The organism is Bacillus sp. 11C, assembly GCF_055486375.1.
The window spans coordinates 1-15801 of record NZ_JBUPVZ010000023.1 but is presented as its reverse complement, the minus strand read 5'-3'; the positions used below and the strand labels follow the sequence as shown (position 1 = coordinate 15801).

The following is a 15801-nucleotide window of genomic DNA, read 5'->3' as shown; positions in this document are numbered from 1 at the left end:
CAATTCCCAGCATAAATAACCCCCGTACATTTCAAACTAACTACGCGTTAAGAATTCTTTATAGAAAAAGGAGATGAAAAAGATGGCGAGCAGAAATAAACTCGTTGTTCCAGGGGTGGAGCAGGCACTAGACCAATTCAAACTCGAAGTGGCTCAAGAATTCGGTGTGAACCTTGGTTCTGATACAGTCGCACGCGCTAACGGCTCTGTAGGCGGGGAAATGACAAAGCGGCTGGTACAGCAAGCACAATCACAAATAAATGGCACAACTAAATAAATTCAGGCCTTTATTCGCCGGGGTCACTCGGCGAATTTTCAGTTTGAGCTGAATTATTTTCACTGCTGTAGCCGTTTGGATTACGGCGGTCAGAAGCGTTATCCCTGTTTGACGAAGAACGATTCTTGCCTTGTTCACCGTTATTCCAGTCCCTGTGATATTGGCTTTGATCCTTTTCAGCGCTGTTTCCTTCATTTCCTTTATCTTGAGGATCTTGTATTGGGGTTTGCTGATCCCCATCTTTTTCAGCATTTGTGTTTTCATCTGATTCCTTTACATTTTTATCTTTGTCACCATCGTTAGTCTGGCCATCCGTAGTATCTTTTTTCCGGTCTCCGGAATCTATATCATCCTGCTGTTCATTATCTCCTTGCTTGCTGTCCTGGCCGTCAGGTTGATCTTTTTTTTCATCCTCATTTTCGGCACTGTTTTGATTCTCTTCCCCGGATGGTTTGCTGGGGTCCTCTTTTGAATCTTTATTGTGATTCTTTTCGTTTGATTTGATGTAGCTGCCTGTTGAAACGCCTTCCTTCTTCGCTTTTTCCCTTGTTTGCATATCTGACTCAAGAGATTCCATGCGGTATGTCGTTTTATATTTTTCCGTCACATCATTCAGCTGTTTTTTCACAGCTTTTTTATATGTATTGTCTTCCGTATTTTCATAAACAGTGGAAATCAATATTTCTTTCGATTCCTTTACATATCCATGTTCACTGCAGTCGGTAATAATATTATCAATCACCTTTTTAAAATCAGTCTTCTCCCAATTATCTATATCATTGACGACCTTCTTTCCCTCATCGTTTAGAGGCGTCAGTTCAATCACTTCGTAATCGCTGTTTAACGCCATTTCAAAGCTTGGATTAATATCGATTGTCATATACGCATAGGCCTTATTATTAGAAAAAACGGGGAGAATAATAAAAATAAAAAGCATAATAGCGGTCATCGTAACGATCCCCATTTTGAAAGGGCGCAGTTTAAAAAAATCAAAAAAGCTGGCCCTTCTGCCCATGCGTGATTCACTCGGAAGCATGATTTCTTCTCCGATTTCATAGCTGCGGCGATCATGTTTAGCTTTTAAAAATTGTCCGTCAGGGGTCAGCAACGTGACGAATTTTCTATTTTTCTCTACTATAATCCCTCTTCTCATGAGTGCAGCACCCCTTTAAGATAATCTTTTAAATAAATATAATCACCCGTAATGATAATACACATCGCAATAATATATTTTCTGTTTCTCTCAATCGTTTTTCGGCTTACAGAGACCAGCTGTTCGAGCTGTTTCACCGGAAGCTGTTTCTTTGTATACAGGATAGCGGCCAATTCTTCATGTTCAACAAGGGTGATCGCCACCTTTATGGCGTTTTGCCTTGCGTCCGCATGTTTTGGAGAGTTTTCAAGCAGCTCTTTAAACGATAAACCATAATCTTTTAGCTGCTTTTGAAAATAGAGGATTTCCTCCCGCCTCTGCTCCTGTTCAATCTGACGGCGGTATTCATCAATGGAAAGCTCGGCTTCGATCAGGCTTTGAGATGACTCCTGATCGTCTCCTTCCTGTAAATCGATGTTGATATTCTGTGCGCTTCTTGCTTCTTTTCTGATGTAATCAATGACTTTTCTTTTTATAATAAGCTCAGCAAATGCGAGCAGCGAATTTCCTTTTTCAGATGAGTATTTTTCAATAGCTTCATTAAATGCGATGAGTCCGATGCTGAACTCATCGTCTTTTTCATCTATATATCGTTTACAAACGGATGAAACCGTCTTTGCGATAAATGGCTTATATTGCTGTATTAATTCATTCTGCAGATCTTTATTGCCTTTTTGTATACTTTCAACCGTTTTTTCAAGCGTTTGCTTCTTTTTTCCTAATTTAAACAAAAGGCTAAGCACTGGTTTCACCTCAGTTCCTCCCTATAACTACTCATTAATGATAGCTAATTTGATAGGGATTCGCAAAGGAGAAAAAGAAATATTGGTTTCCAATGTCTCAATTATGACAAACCATTCTGACGTCCTATACATGATTTCGTGCCTTTCTAGAGAATTAAGGGGGTTTTATCAGTGTTTTTTGTAACAAAGCTGTTATAAAAATGTTATTTTATTTCGTCTATGAAAACGTTTTAAACATGAAAAGACTCTGCTTTTTAAGCAGAGTCTCATATTACGCCCTTTCCCGGCTGCTGTTATTTTGTTCGTTTTGTGTGCCCTCCGGCTGTTTTTTACCTGACATGAACCAGCCGGAAACCGCGATTGCCGCTAAGACACCCCAGAATATCAGCTTCCATGTTCCAGAATGGATAAAGTGCTCAGAAACAATCGCTATGTCGTTATGGGCAAGTGTATATAAAGCAAGCTTCACTCCGACCCAGCCGACAATCACAAAGGCTGCTGTTTCTAGGCTTGGACGTTCCTTTAATAACTTAACAAACATTGAAGCCGCAAACCGCATGATCACCAGGCCGATGATACCTCCGGCCAAAATGACGGCAAATTGCCCTCCGTCAAGTCCGCCGATCTGTGGAAGCGGTGTTGCAGGAAGCGTAACCGCCAGCGCTACTGCCGCTAAGATGGAATCAACCGCAAACGCGATATCTGCCAATTCAACTTTTAAAACAGTCGGCCAAAAACCGCTTTGCTTCGTCTCTTTATGCGTGTCTTCTTTTTTAAACACATATCTTTTCAATAAGTGGCTTATTGAGATATACAGCAAGTAGAGCGCGCCAATCGCTTGAACCTGCCATACGTTGACCAAAAAAGAAATGGCGAATAAAGAGCCAAATCGCAGAACAAAAGCCCCTGCCAACCCATAAAATAACGCCTTTTTTCTTTTTTCCTCCGGCAAATGTTTTACCATTACCGCCATCACTAACGCGTTATCGGCGGCTAAAATACCTTCCAGCCCGATCAAGACGAGAAGAACCCAACCATACTCCAATAATAATGCTGCATCCATAAATGATACCCTCCCAAAAAAGTTGTTTTCTTTCTCTTCATCCGATCTTATGGCGGCCGGACCATGCAAAAAAGACCTTTGCCGTCATAAGGCAAAGGTCTTGCTAGACATGAATTCAGGCATGCCAACAAAGCCGATGGATATCACAATCCATGGAATGACGACTTTGTTTCCGGAAAACAAATCCGGACGCTACTCCCCTTTGGGATTTCAAGAAATATAATATTATACGTCAATGATATGTGCAGCGAGATCATTTGTCAACGCTTATTTTTTAAAAATGCAGATAAATGTTCTGAGTGCGTGCGTTTTTTCCTCTTTTTAATCAGCAAGTAGACCACGAACAAAGCTAAAATTGCAATCCCGATCGGAAGCATATATTGATCGAGAATAGAGCCGACTTCCTTCCAATTTTCACCGAGCTTCACACCGAGATACACATATACAAATGTAATGGGCAGCATGGCGATGAATGTGTAAATCGAAAATACCCAAACGTTCATTTTTGCAATGCCGCACGGTATAGAGATCAATGTGCGGATGCCTGGCAAGAAACGGCCGCTGAAGGCCACAAATCCCCCGTGTTTTTTAAAAAATTCATCCGACTTATCGAGAGCTTCAGGCTTAATGAAGAGGTACTTCCCGAAACGTTCAAGAAACGGCCTCCCTCCGTATCGGCCTATCCAATACAGCGTGAGCGGGCCGGCAACTCCCCCAAGCGATCCCGCCAAAACAGCGCCGGCAAGCGTCATATCACCTTTAGATACCCAATAACCCGCAAGCGGCAGGACGATTTCAGCAGGAATAAACTCAATACAGAGCGCTAGAAATATTCCAAAATAAGATAGGCTTTTAAATGCTTCTATCCAAGACATAATCAGTTCTTCGATATCCATCACTTCCCTTTTTTCATCTTTATGTATCATACATTTTGTTTTTTTCAGAAAACGTCAACATGATTTTAACACATATTTCACGGTCAGCTGAACTAAAAATAGATCTCTTGCAATTTCTATGGTCTCAAAGGCTGAAATTCTGCGGTTAAGCAGCCGATAATAATGAGAGTCAACAAGACTGGAACACACGGGGGGGAATCTCCATTTGGAAATACACGTATCATATAATATAACACTCATATGTTTATCAATTCTAATTGCCTGTGCCGCAGCGTATATTTCCCTTGAACTGTCAAGGAAAGTCACCATTCATACAGGCTTAAAAAGTAAGATTTGGCTGATCGGCGGCTCACTTATTATGGGATTCGGTATTTGGTCAATGCATTTTGTCGGGATGATGGCCGTCGATATCAAGATGCCAATGCAATATGAATTCATGCCTTTAATTGCGTCCATTGGCGCAGCTGTTTCCGGATCATTTGTGTCCCTCTATTTTGTCAGCCGGCACATTCTTACATATTACAGACTGCTTAGCGGGTCAGTTGTGCTTGGCGCGTCTATTGCATCTATGCATTATATCGGAATGTCTGCCATTTCCCGGGTAATGATTATGTACGAACCGCTTCTTTTTACAGCATCCATTCTGATTGCGATTGCGGCATCTTTCATCTCATTAAAAATATTCTTTGACTTGGCCATGAAAAAACATTCTGAACACCTTATGTTCTATAAAGTCATCAGTTCGATTGTAATGGGAATAGGCATTTCAGGCATGCACTATACAGGGATGCTTGCGGCAACTTTCCGTTTGGATACGGACCCGCCCGGAAGCCATATGGAAATCCATACATTTCATTGGTCGGTTTTTGTTGCGTTAATTATTTTCTGCATTCAAACGCTATTGTTATTCAGTTCCCATGCCGATCGAAAGTTTATTAAACAGAGCGAGCGCATAAAGGATAACGAACAGAGATTTCAATCTTTAATCGTCCATAATATTGACGCGATCTTTATTTTGTCATTAGAAGGAGAGATTATATCTTCCAATCATGCTGGTGAGGACATGATCACCAAATTTGGCTTTAGTATGCACGATTGGAGAAATTACATATCACAGAAGCTTGAACGCCTTTTTAAGCAGGTCAAAAAAGATAAACAAGCCATCAACAGCGATAGCAAACTGATCACTGAAAAAGGCCAGTTTCACTTAAATATTACGCTCATACCTGTTGAAGTCAATCAAGAGCTGGACAGCATTTATGTCATTTGCAAAGATATGACAAAGCAGTACAGGGCAGAAAAAGAAATCCATAGAATGGCTCATTATGATTCTCTTACAGATTTACCCAACAGACGGCATGCCGTTTCGCACTTAACAGAGGTGCTGAATCGCGAGCATACCTTGAATTATAACGCCGTTGTTTTCTTTCTGGACTTAAACAGGTTTAAAGTGATTAACGATGCATTAGGACATAATGTCGGAGATCAGCTGCTTCAGATGACAGCTAAACGTCTATCGTCTGTTGTGCCTGATAATGGGTTTATCGCTCGTCTTGGCGGTGATGAATTTATTATTATCTTGACTAACGCCAATACCGGAACAGGCGAAGCGGATATTTTAGCAAGAAAAATTATCCAAAAATTCAAAAAACCATTTAAAATTCAAGATCAAACGCTTATTACATCTGTCAGTATTGGGATTGCGATATCACCAAAAGATGGGACGGACGGTCTTGAATTGATGAAAAAAGCCGATATGGCAATGTATGCCGCTAAAGAGCGAAACAAAAGCAAATACAGATTCTATTCTTTTGCAATCGGGAACAAAGAAACAGTCAAGCTTAACCAAGAGATGGAGCTCAGAGATGCAATAGAAAACGATAGATTTGTCTTGTATTATCAGCCGCAATTTAGTGCAAAAAATCAAAAAATGACGGGTGCAGAAGCGCTGATACGGCTTGTCACACCTGACGGGCAGCTGCGTCCGCCCGGAGAATTCATCAGTGTTGCTGAAGAAACGGGTCTCATTATTGATATCGGAAAGTGGATTATAGATGAAGCATGCAAGCAGGCAAGGGCTTGGTATGACAAAGGTTTTGATCTTTCTGTCGCCATTAATATTTCCGCCAGACAGTTTCAATCCGAAGAACTGATTCCCCTAATCAAGGAGGCGCTTGTTAAATACCAGCTTCCTCCTCGGCTTCTGGAAGTGGAAGTAACAGAAAGCATGACAATGGAAAATCTCGATCACTCCAAGAAGGTGTTGTCGTCTTTAACGGAATTAGGAATCAGAATCAGCATTGACGATTTCGGAACGGGACACAGCTCCCTTAGCTATTTAAAGGACTTTCCGATTCACAGGCTGAAAATCGACAAATCGTTTATCGACGATATTCAGACACACCCAAAATCAGAGCAAATTACCGGGGCCATTATTGCCATGGGCCACCAGCTGTCTTTGCAGGTGATTGCTGAAGGCGTGGAAAATTCAGCTCAAAAACAGCTTCTTTACGAAAAAGGCTGTGACCATTTACAGGGCTTCTTTTTCAGCAGGCCCATACCGCCGGAACAACTTGAACAACTCATTCTTGAACAGCCGCCGCATTAACAGCGACGGCTGTTTTTTTACCCATAAGTTACTACACATGAAACGTTCTCCTCCTCTTCACACTAAAAGAAAAAAGGGGTTTATTGATATGCATACAATGTGGAAGGGATCGATCAGTTTCGGATTAGTAAACATCCCAATCAAGCTTTATGCGGCCACAGAAGATAAAGACATCAAGCTGCGCAGCCTTCATAAAGAGGACCATGCGCCTATCAAATACGAAAAAATTTGCACGAATTGCGAAAAAACTCTCGGCCCTGATGAAATTGTGAAAGGATATGAATATGTAAAAGGAAAATATGTAGTGCTCACGGATGAAGATCTAAAAAGCTTAAAGCAGGAGCATGAGGAAAAAGCGGTTGAGATTGTTGATTTTGTTCAGCTTCAGGACATTGACCCGATTTATTTTAACCGCTCCTACTTTGTCGGACCCGGAGATAACGGGACGAAAGCCTATACTCTTCTGCGTGAAGCGCTGCGCTCAACCGGAAAGATCGGCATCGCCAATATGACAATCAGGTCGAAGCAGCAGCTAGCCATTCTCCGCGTTTATGAAAATTGTATCGTGATGGAGTCTATCCATTATCCGGATGAGGTCAGAAGCGCTGTCCATGTCCCGGGTGTACCTGATCAATCGAATGTAAACGATAAGGAACTGCAAACGGCAATCACATTAATAGATGAGCTGACAGCTGAGTTTGAGCCGGAGAAATATGAGGACACGTACCGGCACGCATTGCTGCAAAGAGTTAATGATAAGCTCGAGAATAAGGAAACAGCCGTCACACCTGATAAAGTGCCTCCTCGTGAAGATGTCATTGATCTGGTCAGCGCCCTGCAAGCAAGCATCGACAGAACAAGAAAGCCGAACCGGGAAAAACCGGCAGCCGAACCAGCACAAGCCGCTGAACCGAAAGGAGCCGGAGATAAGAAACGAAAAACGACTAGAAAAAAAGCCTCCGGCACATCATAGTCCATGGCGTTTACAATGCAGCCCGTCCTTACTTCATCACCGCCAATAGGAACAGAATGGCGCTACGAAGTAAAATATGACGGGTACCGCTGTATCCTCCGCATCCATTTGGCAGGTGTGACCTTAACTAGCAGAAATGGCTTGGAACTTACCAGCACCTTCCCTGAAATCACACAATTCGCCAAAACCGCCTTTCAGCACATAGAAAAAGATCTTCCGCTGACACTTGATGGTGAGATTGTATGTTTGGTGAACCCTTGTCGTTCAGATTTTGAGCACATTCAAGTGCGGGGGCGTTTGAGAAGGCCAGATAAAATCCGGGAATCGGCCAACGCGCGGCCGTGCTGCTTTCTCGCCTTTGATCTGTTAGAGCGACGCGGAGAAGATGTATCGTCACTTTCGTACCTGGATCGAAAAAAATTGCTGTACGACCTTATGGCTATGCCAAAACTTCCTGCATCTCCAGACCCTTATGCTAAGGAGACCATTCAGTATATCCCCTCCTTTGACCATTTTGATACGATTTGGGAGATGGTTACGAAATATGATGGAGAAGGAATTGTAGCGAAGAAAACAAACAGCAAATGGCTTGAAAAGAAGCGGTCATCCGATTGGCTTAAATATAAAAACTTTAAACAAGCTTATGTTTGTATAACAGGGTTCAACCCCAAAAATGGATTTCTGACAGTATCTGTGTTAAAAAACGGCGTGATGACACCGATTGCCTCTGTCTCACACGGAATGCGCGATGAAGAAAAAAATGCCGTACGCAAAATTATGGAACAGCACGGACATCAAACACCATCAGGCGAATATACGCTCGAACCTTCGATATGTGCAGCCGTTCAATACTTAACGATTCTCCAAGGCACATTGAGAGAGGTGTCGTTTGTCGGTTTTGAATTCCATATGGACTGGACCGAATGCACGTATGCGCAAGTCATCCGCCACTCCAAACCGATCCATCCGAAGCTGCAGTTCACAAGCCTGGATAAAATCATTTTTGAAAAGAATAAAAAAACAAAAGAAGATTTTATTCAGTACATGATTGAAGTCAGTGACTACCTGTTTCCCTTTTTGAAAAACCGTGCTGTCACAGTCATCCGCTATCCGCATGGATCAAGAAGCGAATCATTTTTCCAAAAAAATAAGCCGGACTATGCGCCGGATTTTATTCAATCTTTCTTTGACGGAAGCCATGAACATATCGTCTGCGAGGATATGTCCACTTTATTATGGCTTGCCAACCAGCTTGCTTTGGAGTTTCATGTTCCCTTTCAAACCATTAAAAGCAGGCGTCCGGCTGAAATTGTCATTGATTTGGATCCGCCCTCACGAGAGGACTTTCTTATGGCCGTGCAGGCTGCGAATGAACTGAAGCGGCTGTTTGACTCCTTCGGTATCACATCATACCCGAAGCTGTCCGGCAACAAGGGCATCCAGCTTTATATCCCCTTGTCCCATGAGGCATTTACGTATGAAGAAACACGCCAATTTACACAGCTGGTCGCAGAGTACTGCACCAATGCATTTCCCGAGCTATTTACCACAGAACGCCTGATCAAAAACAGGCACGGCAAATTGTATCTTGATTATTTGCAGCATGCAGAAGGAAAAACGATTATCTGCCCTTATTCGACAAGGGGGAACGAGCTTGGCACTGTCGCGGCACCGCTCTATTGGCACGAGGTACAGACATCCTTAACACCCGCTATGTTTACAATTGATACCGTCGTCGACCGGATAAAGAAGCAGGGCTGCCCATTTTTCGATTTTTACCGCAGCCCGCAAGACGAACCTCTTAGCGCCATTTTACATCAGTTGAACGGAAGGAGCTGACTTATTTAGTCAGCTCTTTCCGTTCAACTGTACTTTTTTTCTAACCGCTCTTTTTCCTGGCGCTGGAGCGGGCTCAGCGGCTCATTATACAAATCGATATCAATCGCATATTTCGGCCGGCTTTTCACTTCTGAAAAAATGGTTCCGATATACTCCCCGATGATCCCGATTCCCATTAATTGCAGACCGCCCAAAAACCAAATGGAAATGATGAGCGACGCCCAGCCTGCATTTGTATGGCCGAGCAGTTTTTGAATAAATGCACCGATTCCCGCCACAGCGCTGACGAAAAATAAAACAAAACCTAAAAGCGTAAAAAAGCGAATCGGCGCGACACTGAATGATGTAATCCCGTTAAAAGCGAATGATAGCATTTTTTTCAGCGGATATTTCGTTTTGCCGGCAAAACGTTCCTTTCGGTCATACAAGACTTCGGCGGATTTAAAGCCGATCATGGGAACAATTCCTCTTAAAAACAGATTCGCTTCCGGATAGCGCGCAAGCTCTTCAAGCGATCTTTTATTCATTAGTCGAAAATCAGCATGATTATAAATTAATTTAATCCCAAGCTTATTCATGAGGCGATAAAATCCTAAAGCGGTCGTTCGCTTGAAAAAGGTATCGGTTTTTCTGCTGCGGCGGACGCCGTAAACGATCTCGCAGCCCTCATGATACTTCAATATAAAATCCCGGATAACAGAAATGTCGTCCTGTAGATCAGCATCAATTGAAATGACACAGTCTGATTTGTTCTTCGCTTTATGGAGTCCGGCTAAAAGCGCTTTTTGGTGTCCGACATTGCAGGCTAATTTTAAGCCGGCAACCTTCTTGTTTCTTATACTTTCCATGGCAATCAAGGCCCAAGTGCGGTCTTTGCTGCCATCATCGACAAACAGAATTTTACTGTCTTCAGCGATTAATGTTTCTTCAATCAAGCCGTCTACAACCTCTGTCAGCTGATGGCAGGTCTCTTGAAACACTTCCTCTTCATTGAAACACGGAACGACGATGGTTAACACTGGCTGTGGCTGTTTCAATCGTTATCCTCCTTATCTTGTTTCATATAAATAAATGCGCCAGGCCGAATCTATATGGTCAAACGTCTTCACAAGCGCGAGATGGTTTTGATCAGCATTCATGATCGGGACTGAAGAAAAAATGTAACGACCGCCCATTTTTTTAAATACATTTGTATTTAATTGAAGATTGTTGATCGTTTTCTTCGAGTTCTTTTTAAAATCATATCGTTTCCCGAGCTCATCGACGAAAAGGTAGCAACGGCTGCCCCATTCATCAAAATATTGTTTCAGCCGAGCGTTTTTTTCCAGCTCTTTTGCAATGATTTTTCTAAATTCATATTTATATGAAAGCGGGTACAGGTTGTTATACGTATCTAACGTGTAAAACCCGTTATATTGGGCGATAGACGGATGCAGTCCGATGCTCGCCACCCTGTACGAATCTTGCGGACGCCCGATATACTCCTTAATCTCCTTGAATTGCTCAGATGCATAAAACTCCCGGAATGTCGGCGCATTGTAGTGAACGCCATACGTATACTCTTCATTAAAAGGCGCCAAAACCATCAGCTGTGCAGCGACTGCGGCGTATACAAGCCATTTCCACCCTCTCCCCATCCGCCATATGAGATATAGAGCTATCGCAAAGCTTACATATATGACAAGCGGCCGGAGGAAATGGAAACGCGCAAAATTAAATTCAGCTAAAAAAGCAAATTTCTGCTTTGGCACAGCCCATATTTTGTTGAACCAAAACGCATACCATAAAGATAGTCCGTAATTAAGCGCAAATAAAAACAGATAAACATTTTCTAGCTTTGTCCGGTTTCGCTTGAACAGCACAGCCATAAATATAAGCAGCAGGATCGGGAGGATGACAACGGTGTGAACGGTCATCACATGATTATGCCCATAGACAAAGTTTTTTACGGATAGACGAAGTGAATGCCATACGTCATGCCGTGATGAGATAAATTCTATCCGATGCATCGGCGCGTGGGAGAACAGTATTGAATACACAAGCCGATATTCAACGAAAAGGTAAATACTCGTCATAAATGCAATACTGCCTAAAAACATCAAATTCCATCTTCTTTGTGTGATGGCATCATACAGCCAAAAGCACGCCATTCCTGACAAGAAAAAGAAGAAACCTAAGACAAAGCTTGAATATAAAGGAAGCAAACCGAGCGTCAGCCACTCTCTCCATGAGATATCCCCTTTTCGGATATTCAAAAAAGCCCACAGTGCCAAAGGATATCCAAGCGTACTCAGCATTCCCGAAGGCCAGAAAGGTGTTAAAGCAAATGCCAGCGATACGCCAATTCGGATGAAAGCCGCTTTTGGCTCTGGAATCACATGTTTCTTCAGCAGTACATACATTCCCAAAAAAGCGACAACCCTTGTAATCGTCTGGCTTATTGCATAGGCGGTCATGGAAGAAAAGAAAGCGTGCAGCCAAACAATCCCGCTCCACTCAGTGCCAAAGGCATCTCTCGGCAGCCCGTTAATAATTTGCGGAATGGCTGCGTCAACCTTGCCGATGATTTCTCCGCTATCCGCCAAAACCTTGTACCAAGCGATATTGGAATCTAAATTATCGTGGACGCGAATATGGGCATCTTCCTTTAAAATAAAAAGCGGAGATACATACAGCAAAAGGAGAAATAATGCGATCCAGAGATAATATGTTTCTTTTTTGTGTTGTCTCAACAATCGTAACATCGCTTACACATCCATCTGTTATTCTGACTCCATATCCGGCATGTTCTGCCTCATGTGTCAAAATTTATTATCCCTTTTCCCTTCCAAAACATTCATCAGAAGACATTCCGTTTTTAACTTGTCTCTTCCCCATTAATTCCCGCTATCTTTAAGGCATGATCACTTACTATACTGATAGGAGGGAGGGGATATATTTTGTTTACAATCTTACTTTCATTAGCCATACTCGTATCTGTGCCATTTATATATAAAGCGAACCGCAATACAAAAGATGTGAAGGTCAACAGCATTTCAATTGATCAAAAAGACGGCCTTCCAGCTAGAAAAAAATTGAATATCCTTCATTTATCAGATTTTCACTTAGAAAACATTTCTGTTTCACCTGAAGAGCTATATCGTTTAACAAAAAATCAGCCTGTGGACATCATTGCGCTCACCGGAGATTTTCTAGATCGGAAACGTAATATTCCGAAGCTGGCAGGTTACTTAAACGCATTGCAAAAGTTGGAACCTGCATATGGAATGTACGCGGTGTTCGGTAATCATGATTATGTATTAAAAGATAGGGACTTTCTGAGATTGAAGCGTGTTTTAGAGGAAAACGGCTGTATCACGCTGCAAAATGAACATGTTCGAATTGAGACGGCCGCGGGGCCTGTCAATATTATCGGCATTGATGATTACAGCACGAACCGCAGTAATATTGCCGGCTCTTATCAAGATCTAGAAAACGGCTATCAGCTCGTATTAACACATGACCCAAACATTATTCTGGATATGAAAGATGTTCATTTTGATTACCTGCTCTCAGGCCATTTTCACGGCGGGCAAATCCACTGGCCAAAACCGTATCACTTGGTGAAAATGGGCAAGCTCGTGCGCATGAACATGATTAAAGGGCTTCATTATCACCACGATAAACCGTTTTATATCAGCGAAGGTTTAGGACAAACCGGTGTAAATATCCGTGTCGGAAGCCGCCCAGAAGTGACATTTCATCAGATATAAACAAAAAAGACTGCGCTGACCCCAGACATCAGTCTTTTTTTTGATAGGTTTTCTGAAGCTTTTCTTTCGAAATAAACAAATAGGATGTATTCGGTAAATGCCGCACGCTCATCGGCTTTGAAGTGAGATATAAAATCGGCATATGGGTGATCTTTTTAAAACATCTGTAGAAAGGATTGACCGGGGTGACCACATCAAAGCCGAGCCTTTCCACACCTTTGTCAAGCATTGTAATGCCCACAATCCCTTTAATTTTTTCACTTTTTTTATGCTTGTTGATGTAATCCAAAAGCATCGGCATCGATTGGTATACTTTTTGATAGATAATGATTCCCTTTCTGACTGTGCTCTCAATGCTTTGCAGCTCCCTGATCAGCTTGATGTTGTGCAGATGGATTTTAACGAGCACATCATTTTTTCTGATATGCGTTCCGTCGCTCAGCACGACCTGATGTCCTTTGTACTTCGTCAGCCTGACTCGAAAGACGCTTTTTCGATCCTTGTCAATCAAGGTCAGTCTTGAAAAAAAGAAATAAATCGGGTCAACCACTCTCCAAATAGAAAGGAAACAGGTTTTCATCTCTTCACCTTCCTTATGATCAAAAACACCCTTATATTTTGTGAACGTTCTCCCCAAAATATAGTTGCCATATTTTTTTAAGGAGGACCATCATGAAAAACATTCTCATTTTTCCTTTTTTAAGCATTTCCACAGGGCATCATCATGTGGCGGATGCCCTGCAGGCTGAACTGGAGTCTCAAGGACTCGCATCTGAGAAAATTGATATCTTTTCACACGCATATAGACGATTAGAAAAACTGTCCTCCGAGGCGTATTTAAAATGGATTCAATATTTCCCGAAAACGTACAACGGCATTTACAGGCTCCTCGCCTGCGGACGATATCAAAATGACAAACGCTATCCCATGTACGAATGGCTGTTCACACAACAAATGAGGCACATCCTCAAAGAAAAACAGCCTGATATCGCCTTCTGCACACATGCGCTGCCTTCCTATCTGCTGAACCGGCTAAAGCCGGAATATCCGAATATGACGGTTGTAAATGTATATACTGATTTTTTTGTGAATCAATTATGGGGACGGGAGAACATCGATTTCCATTTTTCTCCGATTGTGGATATTAAGAAACAGCTCATGTCTGAAGGAATCGATCCGAAAAACATATACATGACCGGCATTCCCGTTCACCGAATGTTTGAAGCGGGATCAGCAGACACCTGTCAGCATCATCCGCCATATACCATCATCATCACAGGCGGCAGTATGGGAGTCGGGGGTATTTTAAAATGGGTTCAGGATCTGTCGCCAGGAGGAAACATCTTATACAAAATATTATGCGGTCAAAACGAAAAGCTCTACTGCTATGTCAAAAGTTTACGCCATCCTTTTATTGAGGCGATTCCCTACCTTCACAGCAAAGCAGAGATGAACCGTTTATACGAACAGGCGTCAGGCATTATGACAAAACCAGGAGGCGTGACCATCAGCGAATGCTTACAGAAACGGCTTCCGGTATTTATTTATCATGCGCTGCCGGGCCAGGAGGAAATGAATGTGAACCTTCTAAAGGAACGGAAACTTGTCACAGATATGAGAAATTGGGGTATGCAGAAAGCAGAGGAGCGTATGGCGGCATTTTTCCAATCGAATAAACAGATGAAAGAATATGAAAAACATGTCAATGGATATCTTGCCGAAATCTCTGATCGAAGGATTGAAGATGTATTAAAAAGGATCATATCAAACAAAAAAACACTCCCTGAAACAGAGAGTGTAGAATATTAACGAAACAGCAAATGCTGGCTGTGAATGCCTGCTTTCTTCAGCAGAACGATCAGCTGATCCTGTTCATCAGGCGAAAGGCCTGAAAACGCTCTCGCAATACGCAGTGCATGAATCGGATAAATTTTATCCAAATACTCATTGCCCTTGTCAGTTAAATGCGCGTAAACGGAGCGTTTATCTTTCGGGTCCTGCTCCCTTACTAAAAACCCGTTTCTTTCTAATTTGTCAATGACATATGTGACGTTTCCGCTCACTAGCAGAAGTCTCGACCCAATTTGCTGTAATTTTTGCGGGCCTCTTGTGTAGAGGAGCTCCAATACAGCAAATTCAGTGGGATTAAAGCCATGCTCTTTGCTGTCACGGATACTATGTTCAGACACACTTTTGAAAGCCCTTGCAAAAACTCTGTACAAATTCATCGCACGCTCAACTTCTTCTTCGTTAAACGATAATCTCATCATATCTACCTCGTATATAGGATTTTTATAAAAAAATAATGAAAACCCTTACATATAATAAGAGTTCAGTCCCTTACTATACGTATTCGCTATCATTCGAGAAATTCCTTCTGAAAGCAAAAATATCCTTATACATTATCTTGTATAAGGATATCCAGACTGTCGAGAAAATCTCGACAGTCTTTATTTTTTCCTTAAAATACCCATTCACGTGTAATAAAATAAAAGAA

General features: G+C 42.2%; 14 protein-coding genes and 1 riboswitch. Of the genes, 6 read left to right on the top strand and 8 right to left on the bottom strand.

What is annotated here, in order from left to right; genetic code table 11:
• Window positions 1-82 precede the first annotated feature (82 nt).
• Window positions 83-277 (top strand): acid-soluble spore protein SspD, encoded by a 195-nt coding sequence (sspD, locus tag ACY3LV_RS20155; protein WP_010330194.1) that lies wholly within the window; start codon window positions 83-85, stop codon window positions 275-277.
• A gap of 10 nt (window positions 278-287) precedes the next feature.
• On the opposite strand, the gene ACY3LV_RS20150 is transcribed toward sspD, so the two are convergent.
• The 4 genes from ACY3LV_RS20150 to ACY3LV_RS20135 all read right to left on the bottom strand — a co-directional run bounded on the left by ACY3LV_RS20150 (window position 288) and on the right by ACY3LV_RS20135 (window position 4162).
• Window positions 288-1430: an anti-sigma-I factor RsgI family protein gene (locus ACY3LV_RS20150; protein ID WP_087990966.1), complete on the bottom strand. Its 1143-nt coding sequence runs from the start codon at window positions 1428-1430 to the stop codon at window positions 288-290.
• The gene (sigI, locus tag ACY3LV_RS20145; RefSeq protein WP_087990965.1) at window positions 1427-2182 is read right to left on the bottom strand and encodes an RNA polymerase sigma factor SigI; all 756 of its coding nucleotides are present in this window, start codon (window positions 2180-2182) and stop codon (window positions 1427-1429) included. The genes ACY3LV_RS20150 and sigI overlap by 4 nt, the downstream gene beginning before the upstream one ends.
• A 262-nt stretch (window positions 2183-2444) precedes the next feature.
• Complete coding sequence (locus ACY3LV_RS20140; protein WP_087990964.1) at window positions 2445-3236, bottom strand: TerC family protein; 792 nt, start codon at window positions 3234-3236, stop codon at window positions 2445-2447.
• Window positions 3237-3341: 105 nt separating this feature from the next.
• A riboswitch (yybP-ykoY riboswitch) is annotated at window positions 3342-3449 on the bottom strand.
• 47 nt (window positions 3450-3496) lie between these two features.
• Complete coding sequence (locus ACY3LV_RS20135) at window positions 3497-4162, bottom strand: DedA family protein (protein WP_087990963.1); 666 nt, start codon at window positions 4160-4162, stop codon at window positions 3497-3499.
• A 175-nt stretch (window positions 4163-4337) separates the two neighbouring features.
• On the opposite strand from ACY3LV_RS20135, the gene ACY3LV_RS20130 reads away from it, so the two are divergent.
• The 3 genes from ACY3LV_RS20130 (at window position 4338) to ACY3LV_RS20120 (ending at window position 9552) form a co-directional block, all read left to right on the top strand.
• Window positions 4338-6740, top strand: coding sequence for a putative bifunctional diguanylate cyclase/phosphodiesterase (locus ACY3LV_RS20130; protein WP_464864399.1), 2403 nt, complete (start codon window positions 4338-4340; stop codon window positions 6738-6740).
• A gap of 88 nt (window positions 6741-6828) precedes the next feature.
• Complete coding sequence (ku, locus tag ACY3LV_RS20125) at window positions 6829-7713, top strand: non-homologous end joining protein Ku (protein ID WP_442893051.1); 885 nt, start codon at window positions 6829-6831, stop codon at window positions 7711-7713.
• Between the two features lie 3 nt (window positions 7714-7716).
• Window positions 7717-9552 carry a DNA ligase D gene (locus tag ACY3LV_RS20120; RefSeq protein WP_464864398.1) on the top strand — a complete coding sequence of 612 codons (1836 nt, stop codon included), beginning with the start codon at window positions 7717-7719 and terminating at the stop codon, window positions 9550-9552.
• A 23-nt stretch (window positions 9553-9575) separates the two neighbouring features.
• Here ACY3LV_RS20120 and ACY3LV_RS20115 read toward each other — a convergent pair whose 3' ends face one another.
• Complete coding sequence (locus ACY3LV_RS20115) at window positions 9576-10589, bottom strand: glycosyltransferase family 2 protein (RefSeq protein WP_087990960.1); 1014 nt, start codon at window positions 10587-10589, stop codon at window positions 9576-9578.
• 12 nt (window positions 10590-10601) lie between these two features.
• Window positions 10602-12296 (bottom strand): DUF6044 family protein, encoded by a 1695-nt coding sequence (locus tag ACY3LV_RS20110; RefSeq protein ID WP_333560551.1) that lies wholly within the window; start codon window positions 12294-12296, stop codon window positions 10602-10604.
• 195 nt (window positions 12297-12491) lie between these two features.
• Between ACY3LV_RS20110 and ACY3LV_RS20105 the strand changes: the two genes are divergently transcribed.
• Window positions 12492-13304: a metallophosphoesterase gene (locus ACY3LV_RS20105; RefSeq protein WP_087990958.1), complete on the top strand. Its 813-nt coding sequence runs from the start codon at window positions 12492-12494 to the stop codon at window positions 13302-13304.
• A gap of 28 nt (window positions 13305-13332) precedes the next feature.
• Here ACY3LV_RS20105 and ACY3LV_RS20100 read toward each other — a convergent pair whose 3' ends face one another.
• The gene (locus ACY3LV_RS20100; protein WP_087990957.1) at window positions 13333-13884 is read right to left on the bottom strand and encodes a YkoP family protein; all 552 of its coding nucleotides are present in this window, start codon (window positions 13882-13884) and stop codon (window positions 13333-13335) included.
• 92 nt (window positions 13885-13976) lie between these two features.
• Between ACY3LV_RS20100 and ACY3LV_RS20095 the strand changes: the two genes are divergently transcribed.
• A complete protein-coding gene (locus tag ACY3LV_RS20095; protein WP_464864397.1) occupies window positions 13977-15113 on the top strand; it encodes an MGDG synthase family glycosyltransferase in 1137 nt (378 codons plus the stop codon).
• On the opposite strand, the gene ACY3LV_RS20090 is transcribed toward ACY3LV_RS20095, so the two are convergent.
• Window positions 15110-15574: a MarR family winged helix-turn-helix transcriptional regulator gene (locus tag ACY3LV_RS20090; RefSeq protein ID WP_003232536.1), complete on the bottom strand. Its 465-nt coding sequence runs from the start codon at window positions 15572-15574 to the stop codon at window positions 15110-15112. The genes ACY3LV_RS20095 and ACY3LV_RS20090 overlap by 4 nt on opposite strands.
• Window positions 15575-15801 lie beyond the last annotated feature (227 nt).

What these genes read in the sequence shown, in the direction of transcription:
- ACY3LV_RS20135 (WP_087990963.1), bottom strand. Translation starts at nt 4,162, where the DNA reads ATGATACATAAAGATGAAAAAAGGGAAGTGATGGATATCGAAGAACTG.
- ACY3LV_RS20120 (WP_464864398.1), top strand. Translation starts at nt 7,717, where the DNA reads ATGGCGTTTACAATGCAGCCCGTCCTTACTTCATCACCGCCAATAGGA.
- ku (WP_442893051.1), top strand. Translation starts at nt 6,829, where the DNA reads ATGCATACAATGTGGAAGGGATCGATCAGTTTCGGATTAGTAAACATC.
- ACY3LV_RS20090 (WP_003232536.1), bottom strand. Translation starts at nt 15,574, where the DNA reads ATGATGAGATTATCGTTTAACGAAGAAGAAGTTGAGCGTGCGATGAAT.
- ACY3LV_RS20140 (WP_087990964.1), bottom strand. Translation starts at nt 3,236, where the DNA reads ATGGATGCAGCATTATTATTGGAGTATGGTTGGGTTCTTCTCGTCTTG.
- sspD (WP_010330194.1), top strand. Translation starts at nt 83, where the DNA reads ATGGCGAGCAGAAATAAACTCGTTGTTCCAGGGGTGGAGCAGGCACTA.
- ACY3LV_RS20150 (WP_087990966.1), bottom strand. Translation starts at nt 1,430, where the DNA reads ATGAGAAGAGGGATTATAGTAGAGAAAAATAGAAAATTCGTCACGTTG.
- ACY3LV_RS20110 (WP_333560551.1), bottom strand. Translation starts at nt 12,296, where the DNA reads ATGTTACGATTGTTGAGACAACACAAAAAAGAAACATATTATCTCTGG.
- ACY3LV_RS20100 (WP_087990957.1), bottom strand. Translation starts at nt 13,884, where the DNA reads ATGAAAACCTGTTTCCTTTCTATTTGGAGAGTGGTTGACCCGATTTAT.
- ACY3LV_RS20095 (WP_464864397.1), top strand. Translation starts at nt 13,977, where the DNA reads ATGAAAAACATTCTCATTTTTCCTTTTTTAAGCATTTCCACAGGGCAT.